Annotated in this window: 7 protein-coding genes; all 7 read right to left on the bottom strand. The window is 66.8% G+C overall.

The window, feature by feature from the left end:
- On the bottom strand, positions 1 to 2,295 hold a 2,295-nt coding region (gene bamA, locus AC1DQP_RS13225), incomplete at its 3' end, for an outer membrane protein assembly factor BamA (RefSeq protein WP_478051765.1).
- A 73-nt stretch (positions 2,296 to 2,368) separates the two neighbouring features.
- Positions 2,369 to 3,727, bottom strand: a complete 1,359-nt coding sequence (gene rseP / locus AC1DQP_RS13220) for an RIP metalloprotease RseP (protein ID WP_478051764.1) — start codon at positions 3,725 to 3,727, stop codon at positions 2,369 to 2,371.
- A gap of 34 nt (positions 3,728 to 3,761) precedes the next feature.
- Entirely contained in the window at positions 3,762 to 4,952 is a 1,191-nt protein-coding gene (gene dxr, locus AC1DQP_RS13215) for a 1-deoxy-D-xylulose-5-phosphate reductoisomerase (RefSeq protein ID WP_457319097.1), read from the bottom strand.
- Between the two features lie 2 nt (positions 4,953 to 4,954).
- The gene (locus tag AC1DQP_RS13210) at positions 4,955 to 5,779 is read right to left on the bottom strand and encodes a phosphatidate cytidylyltransferase (protein ID WP_256776806.1); all 825 of its coding nucleotides are present in this window, start codon (positions 5,777 to 5,779) and stop codon (positions 4,955 to 4,957) included.
- Entirely contained in the window at positions 5,776 to 6,546 is a 771-nt protein-coding gene (gene uppS, locus AC1DQP_RS13205; protein ID WP_478051763.1) for a polyprenyl diphosphate synthase, read from the bottom strand. The genes AC1DQP_RS13210 and uppS overlap by 4 nt, the downstream gene beginning before the upstream one ends.
- A gap of 5 nt (positions 6,547 to 6,551) precedes the next feature.
- On the bottom strand, positions 6,552 to 7,109 hold the full coding sequence (gene frr, locus AC1DQP_RS13200; RefSeq protein ID WP_256776804.1) for a ribosome recycling factor: 558 nt from the start codon (positions 7,107 to 7,109) through the stop codon (positions 6,552 to 6,554).
- 113 nt (positions 7,110 to 7,222) lie between these two features.
- On the bottom strand, positions 7,223 to 7,584 hold a 362-nt coding region (locus AC1DQP_RS13195; protein WP_478051762.1), incomplete at its 5' end, for an amino acid kinase family protein.

Genomic DNA, 7,584 nt, shown 5'->3' with positions numbered 1-7,584 from the left:
GGCGTAGCTGATCGAGATCGGACCGACCGGGGCGCGCCACAGCAGGGCCACACCGGTGGACACGCGCAGCTCGTTGGCCTTGAAGTTGTCCACGCCGTTGTACACGTTACCGAAGTCGACGAAGGCCGAGATGCGCGCCGACGGGCTGTCGAACAGACGCGGGAAGTACGCTTCCACCGAGCCGACGGTCTTCAGCGAACCACCCAGCGGCTGGCCGTTCGGGTAGCCCCGGGTCACTTCGCGCGGGCCCAGGGTGTTGTCTTCGAAGCCACGCACCGAGTTGGTACCGCCGGCGTAGAAGTTCTCGAAGAACGGCAGGCCCGAGGCGGTCACTACGCGGGTAGTGCCGTCCGGCTCGGTGACCACGGCGGACATGTCCTTGCCATAGCTGTCGCCGTAGCCGATTTCAGCGCGGGTGTTGATGACCAGCGACGGGATGATCGGCCAGTACTTGGAGAACTGGTAGTTCAGCTTGTAGTACTCGACGGTCGAGCCGGGCAGGGTGGTTTCCAGGCCGACACGCTGGTAGGTACCGCGGGTGGGCATGAAGTAGTCGTTGCGGGTATCACGTGCCCAGCCCAGCTCGCTGCGCCAGGAGTGGAACGTCTTGCGGCCGACGGCGTTGATGTAATCGATGATCGACGCCGGAGTCGAGCCTTCGTACGTCGTGATCTGGTTGCTGTCGATGCCCACCATCAGCGAGACGGTGTCGTTCTCGGTGATCGGCACGCCGAACACCACCTGCGCGGCACCGTTGGTGCTGTTGTACTGCGCGGTGTTGAAGTCGGAGTAGTCCAGCTCGCGCCAGGACAGGTTGTAGCCCAGCGAGACGCCGTCATCGGTGAAGTACGGGTTGGTGTAGCTGAAGCCGTAACGCTGCAGGTAGCTGCTGCGCGACGCTTCCACCGACACGCGGTTGCCGCCGCCGAGGAAGTTGTTCTGCGACAGCTGCACCGAGGTGGTCATGCCGTAGGACTGCGAATAGCCCAGGCCGAACACGAAGCTGCCCGAGGTGGTTTCCTTGACGTTGTAGACCACGTCGACCTGGTCATTGCTGCCGGTGACCGGCGGCGTTTCGACGTCGACCGACTCGAAGTAACCCAGACGCTGCAAGCGGATCTTGGAACGGTCGATGGCCGCCTGCGAGTACCAGCTGTTTTCGAACTGGCGCATTTCACGACGGAGCACTTCGTCGGAGGTGCGGGTGTTGCCCTTGAAGATGATGCGGCGCACCGACACACGCGGGCCGGGAACGACCTGCATGTTGATCGCAACGGTCTGCTCGGCGCGGTTGCTGGTCGGGATCGGGTTGACCTTGGCGAAGGCGTAACCGATGTTGGACAGCGAATTGGTGATCGCATCGGAGCTGAACTCCAGCAGCGCGCGCGAGAACGTGTCGCCGGACTTCTGGATCACCATGCGCTCGACATCGGCCTGCGGCAGGATGGTGTCGCCGGTGACCTTGATGTCGGAAATCTTGTACTGCTCACCCTCGGTCACGCCGGCGGTGATGAACATGTCGCGCTTGTCGGGGCTGATCGAGACCTGGGTGGAGTCGATGCTGAAGTCCACGTAGCCGCGGTCCAGGTACCAGCCGTTCAGCTTTTCGAGGTCGCCGGACAGCTTTTCCTTGGAGTACTGGTCATCGCGGCGGTACCACGAGGCCCAGTTGTGCTCCTTGGATTCCCAGGTTTCCAGGATGTCCTTGGCGGCGAACTTCTCGGTGCCCACCAGGTTGACGTGCTGGATCTTGGCGGCCTTGCCTTCCTTGATCGCGATGGTGATGTCCACGCGATTGCGGTCCAGCGGGCTCACCGTCGGGGTGATGTCGACGTTGTACTTGCCACGGTCGTTGTACTGGCGGCGAAGTTCCTGGGTCACCCGGTCCAGGCTCAAGCGGTCGAAGGTGCCGCCCTCGGTCAGGCCGATGTCGCTCAGACCCTTGAGCAGCTGGTCGCTCTTGATGTCCTTGTTGCCGGTGACGGTCAACTTGTTGATCGCCGGGCGTTCCTTGACCGTGACGACCAGGATGTTGCCCTGGCGGTCGATCTGGACGTCTTCGAAGAAGCCGGTCTTGTACAGGGCACGGATGCTCTCGCCGACCTTGCTGTCGGTCAGCGTCTCGCCACGTTCCACCGGCAGGTAGGTGAACACGGTACCGGAGGTGATGCGCTGCAGACCATCGACACGGATGTCGCTGACGGTGAAGGGCTCGGCTGCCTGGGCCAGGGCGGGCGCGCCGAAACCGGCGGCGAGTGCGAGGGCAAGCAGGCGGCGATTGGGGAGTCGCGTCATGTCACGTCCGGTTGGAGTCGAATGCAATGTTGCGGGATGCCGGCGCATAAGACGACGACAAAAGGGAAAAAGTTCATCGCAGCGGCAGGCTGAGGATGTCGTTGTAGAACGCCAGTCCCATCAGCCCGGCCAGCAGCGCCAGGCCCACATACTGCCCGGCGGCCATGGCACGCTCGCTAAGCGGGCTGCCCTTGACCAACTCAATAAGGTAATACAGCAGGTGCCCGCCGTCCAAGATGGGGATGGGCAACAGGTTGATGATGCACAGGCTCAGCGACAGCAGGGCCAGGAAATACAGGAACCAGTCCGCCCCGCGCTGGGCCGAGACATTGGCCACCCGGGCAATGGTGACCGGGCCGGAAATGTTCTGCAGTGAGGCGTTGCCGGTCACGATGCGGCGCATCATGCCCAGCGAGTCGCCGGCCATCCGCGCCGTTTCGCGCAGCGCCACCGGTACCGCGGCCAGCGGACCATACTGCAGCTTGGCGTCATAGACCGGGGCGCTGGGCTGGGCAAAGCCGATCCCGATCTGCCAGACCGGCGCGCCCTGTGCGTCCTTGCCCTGGCGTGGGGTCAGCTCCAGGGCCAGGCGTTCGCCGCCGCGCTGGACTTCGATCATGCCGGGGCCGCCGCGCTGGCCCAGCGCACGGATCTGCGCCGGCACCTGGTCGGCCCCGTCGATGCGCTGGCCGTCGATGGCCACGATCAGGTCGCCGGGCATCACCACGCCCTGCGCGGCGGAATCGGGCAGGACCTTGTCCACCTGCGCCGGTTGCAGCGAGGACAGCCAGCCCACGCCGGCCAGCGACAGCACCTGGCGCTCGTTGAAGCCGGTCGGCAGCTGCGACAGCGGCAGGCTGCGAGTACGGGTCTGGTCCAGGCTGTCGAGCACCTCGACGCGGGCGTCGTGGCGGTCCATGGCGGCGGTGGTGAGGGCCATGCTGGCTTCACCGGCGGTGGCCACCGCGCGGCCATCCACGCTCAGCACGCGGTCGCCGGCCTGCAGCCCGGCGGCCTGGGCCATGCCGGTGGTGCGGCCGATGGTGGCTGAATAGTCCTGGCGGCCGAGCACGAACATCGCCCAGAGCAGGGCGATGCACAGCAGCAGGTTGGCGATCGGGCCGGCGGCGACGATGGCGATGCGTTGCCAGACGGTCTTGTGGTTGAAGGCCAGGCCGCGCTCGTGCGGGTGTACCTCGACCTCGCGCTCGTCGAGCATCTTCACGTAGCCGCCGAGCGGAATCGCGGCGATCGCGAACTCGGTGCCGTCGCGGTTGCGGCGCATCCACAGCGGTCGGCCGAAGCCGACCGAGAAGCGCAGCACCTTCACCCCGCAGCGGCGGGCCACCCAGTAATGGCCGAACTCGTGAAACGTCACCAGCACGCCAAGGCTGACGATCATCCACCAGACAGATCCGATGAACTCACCCATGGTGAACAGTGCTGGAGGACGGCGGGAAGGGCATTCAGGCGTGGTCGATGGCGGTCTGGGTGATCAGGCGGGCACGCTGGTCGGCGGCCAGCAGGACCTCAAGTGTATCGGCGGACTCGACCGACAGTGTTGAAAGAGCGTTAGCCACCAGCGCCGGAATGGCAAGGAAAGCGACCTGACCCTGAAGAAACGCTGAAACCGCCACTTCATTGGCGGCATTGAGGATGGCCGGCGCCGTGCCGCCGGCGGCCATCGCCTGCCAGGCCAGGCCCAGACAGGGAAAAGCGTCATTGTCGGGCGCCTCGAAATCGAGCCGGCCCTGGGTCAGCAGGTCCAGTCCGCCGACGCCCGAGTCGATCCGCTGCGGCCAGCCCAGGCCCACGGCCAGGGTGGTGCGCATGTCGGGCAGGCCCAGCTGGGCCAGGGTGGAGCCGTCGATGAACTCGACCAGCGAGTGCACCAGGCTCTGCGGATGCACCAGCACCTCGATGCGCGCGCCGGGGACGTTGAACAGGTGGTGGGCCTCGATGACTTCCAGGCCCTTGTTCATCAACGTCGCCGAATCGACCGAGATCTTCGGGCCCATCGACCACTTCGGGTGGGCCACGGCCTGCGCCGGGGTGACCTCGGCCAGCTGCGCGCGGCTGCGGCCACGGAACGGACCGCCCGAGGCGGTCAGCAGGATCCGGCGTACACCGGCGCCCTCGAGGCTGGCATCGCGCGAACGCAGGCACTGGAAGATCGCGCTGTGTTCGCTGTCGATCGGGATGATTTCGGCGCCGCCGGCGGCGGCCTGGCGCATCAGCAGTTCGCCGGCCAGCACCAGCGATTCCTTGTTGGCCAGCAGGATGCGTTTGCCGGCCGCGGCTGCGGCCAGGGTTGAGGACAGTCCCGCCGCGCCCACGATCGCCGCCACCAGGGTGTCGCACTGGTCGCTGGCAGCCAGCGCATCCAGCGCGGCCGCGCCGGCATGGGCCTGGGTGGCCAGGCCGGCGTCGCGCAGGCCATCGCGCAGCGCGGCGAACAGCACTTCGTCGGCGATCACCGCATGCGCGGGCCGATGCGCGGCGCACAGCGCGACCAGCGCCTGCACCTGGCGGCCGGCGGCCAGGACGGTGACCTGGTAGCGGTCCGGATGGCGCGCGATCACATCCAGCGCGGATGCGCCGATCGAGCCGGTGGCGCCGAACACGGCGACCCGGCGGGGGCGGTTGACAGCATCCATGATCAGAATCCGAAAATTTCCTTGCCCAGCGCGAACACCGGCAGCGCGGCAAGGACGCCGTCGATGCGGTCCAGCACGCCGCCGTGGCCGGGAATGATGTGGCCCGAGTCCTTGGCGCCGGCGTGGCGCTTGATCAGGCTCTCGTACAGGTCGCCCAGCACCGAGGCGAACACGGTGACCACGGCGGTGACGATCAGGCCGACCACGTGGCCGCTGTCGACACCGGCGAGCCAGCCGAAGCCCAGCGCCACGATCAGGCCGGCGACCATGCCGCCGCCCAGGCCTTCCCAGGTCTTGTTGGGGCTGATCCGGGGCGCCAGCTTGGTGCGGCCGAAGGTGCGGCCGGCGAAGTAGGCACCTGAATCGGCGGCCCACACCACCGCCAGCGCGGTCAGCAGCCACAGATGGCCGTTCTCGCCGGTGGCATGGATGAGCACCAGCGAGGCCCACGCCGGGACGATCGCCAGGGTTCCGGCCAGCAGCTTGAGCGCACGCGCCGGGCTGCTCGGGCTGGCCCCGAAGGTGAAGAAACGCAGCCACAGCAGGGCCATCAGCCACCAGCCGATGCCGACCAGCGCCGCGATCTGGTACAGCACCAGCGAGCCGTCGCCGGCCCACACCATCAGCACCATCAGCAGCAGGTTCAGGACCAGCAGCACGGTGCGGGCGAGGGTGTCGTCCACGTCGGCCAGCTTCAGCCATTCCCACAGCCCGATCAGGAACACGGCGGCGGCGGCGGCGGCCAGCCACTGGGTAGGCAGCATGAGGATGGCGAGGATGGCGACCGGCGCCATGATCAGCGCGGCGATGACTCGGGTTTTGGTCATGGGGTGGAGCTCTCGGTGGCCAGGGCGGCGATCTGGGCGCTGGTCAGGCCGAAGCGGCGCTCACGTGCGGCGTAGGCGTCGAGCGCCTGCTGCAGGACGGCGGCGTCGAACTCGGGCCACAGCACGTCGGTGAACCACAGTTCGGTGTAGGCCAGCTGCCACAGCAGGAAATTGCTGATACGGGTATCGCCGCCGGTGCGGATGAACAGGTCCGGCGGTGGCAGGTCGGCCAGGGCGACCCGGCTGGACAGCATCGCTTCGTCGATCTGTTCGGGCAGCAGTCGGCCGGCGGCAACCTCGGCGGCCAGTTCGCGCGCGGCGCGGGCGATGTCCTGGCGGCCGCCGTAGCTGGCGGCAATGCTCAGGGTCATCGCGCGGTTGTCGGCGGTGCGTTGTTCGGCCAGCTGCATGCGGCTGACCAGCCCGGCGCCAAAGCGCTCGCGTTCGCCGATGAAGCGCACGCGCACGCCACGCCGATGCAGCTCGTCCACTTCGCGGTCGAGGGCATTGAGGAACAGTTTCATCAGCGCATCGACTTCCTCCTGCGGCCGGCCCCAGTTTTCACTGGAAAAGGCGAACAGGGTCAGCGCGGCGACGCCACGCTCCAGGCAGAAATCGATGGTGCGGTTGACCGCCCGCGCGCCGGCACGATGGCCGATCACGCGCGGACGGCGTCGCTTCTGCGCCCAGCGCCCGTTGCCATCCATGATGATGGCAACGTGGCGCGGGATCGGCGCGGGGGTGCTGGTGGTCGGGGCCTGGGACATGGGGCTCAGACCGCCATCAGTTCCTTTTCTTTCTCGGCCACGACGCTATCGACATCCTTGATGGACTTGTCGGTCAGCTTCTGGATGTCGTCTTCGCCGCGCTTCTTGTCGTCTTCGCTGATCGCCTTGTCCTTGATCAGCGCGGCGATCGCCTTGTTGGCGTCCTGGCGGATGTTGCGGATGGCGATCTTGGCGCCTTCGCCTTCCTTCTGCACCTGCTTGCCCAGCTCCTTGCGGCGCTCTTCGGTCGGCGGCGGCAAGTTCAGGCGGATGACGGTGCCGGCCACGTTCGGGGTCAGGCCGAGGTCGGAGGCGTAGATCGCCTTCTCGACGTCCTTGATCATGCCCTTGTCGAACAGGGTGATGACCAGCGAGTGGCCTTCGGAGACGCTGATCGAGGCCACCTGGTTCAGGGGGGTGTCGGTGCCGTAGGCCTTGACGGTGATACGGTCCAGCAGGGCCGGGGACGCACGGCCGGTGCGGATGGAGGTGAGGGTGTGCTTCAGAGCATCGATGCTCTTTGCCATGCGCGTCTGCGCGTCCTGCTTGATTTCGTTGAGCATCGCCCGAATCCTGGATCTAACCGGTAATCGGGCGATTATAGGCGAATAAGGGGTCTGGCCGCCTTATCGACGCCGCCAGCGGCCGCTCCACGGGGGAGCGGCGCGTGCCTCGTTCAGGCAGCCTGGTCGCGGCCCTTGACCAGCGTACCGATGTTTTCGCCGTGCAGGATCTTCAGCAGTTCGCCCGGCTGGCCCATGTCGAACACGCGCAGCGGCAGGTCGCTGTCGCGTGCCAGGGCAAAGGCGGCGGTGTCCATCACTTCCAGGCCGCGACGGATCACTTCGTCGTAGGTCAGGCTGTCGAAGCGGACCGCATCACTGTACTTGTTGGGGTCCTTGTCGTAGACGCCGTCGACCTTGGTCGCCTTCAGCAGCAGGTCCGCGCCGATTTCGATCGCGCGCAGGGCCGCGCCCGAGTCGGTGGTGAAGAACGGGCTGCCGACGCCGGCGGCGAAGATCACCAGGCGGCCCTTTT

The organism is Stenotrophomonas sp. P5_A8, assembly GCF_056400545.1.
The sequence above is the reverse complement of the archived record's forward strand: the minus strand, read 5'-3'. Positions and strand labels throughout refer to the sequence as shown.

Excerpts from the sequence above, each read along its gene's own strand:
- frr (WP_256776804.1), bottom strand. The coding sequence starts at position 7,109 with ATGCTCAACGAAATCAAGCAGGACGCGCAGACGCGCATGGCAAAGAGC.
- AC1DQP_RS13210 (WP_256776806.1), bottom strand. The coding sequence starts at position 5,779 with ATGACCAAAACCCGAGTCATCGCCGCGCTGATCATGGCGCCGGTCGCC.
- rseP (WP_478051764.1), bottom strand. The coding sequence starts at position 3,727 with ATGGGTGAGTTCATCGGATCTGTCTGGTGGATGATCGTCAGCCTTGGC.
- uppS (WP_478051763.1), bottom strand. The coding sequence starts at position 6,546 with ATGTCCCAGGCCCCGACCACCAGCACCCCCGCGCCGATCCCGCGCCAC.
- dxr (WP_457319097.1), bottom strand. The coding sequence starts at position 4,952 with ATGGATGCTGTCAACCGCCCCCGCCGGGTCGCCGTGTTCGGCGCCACC.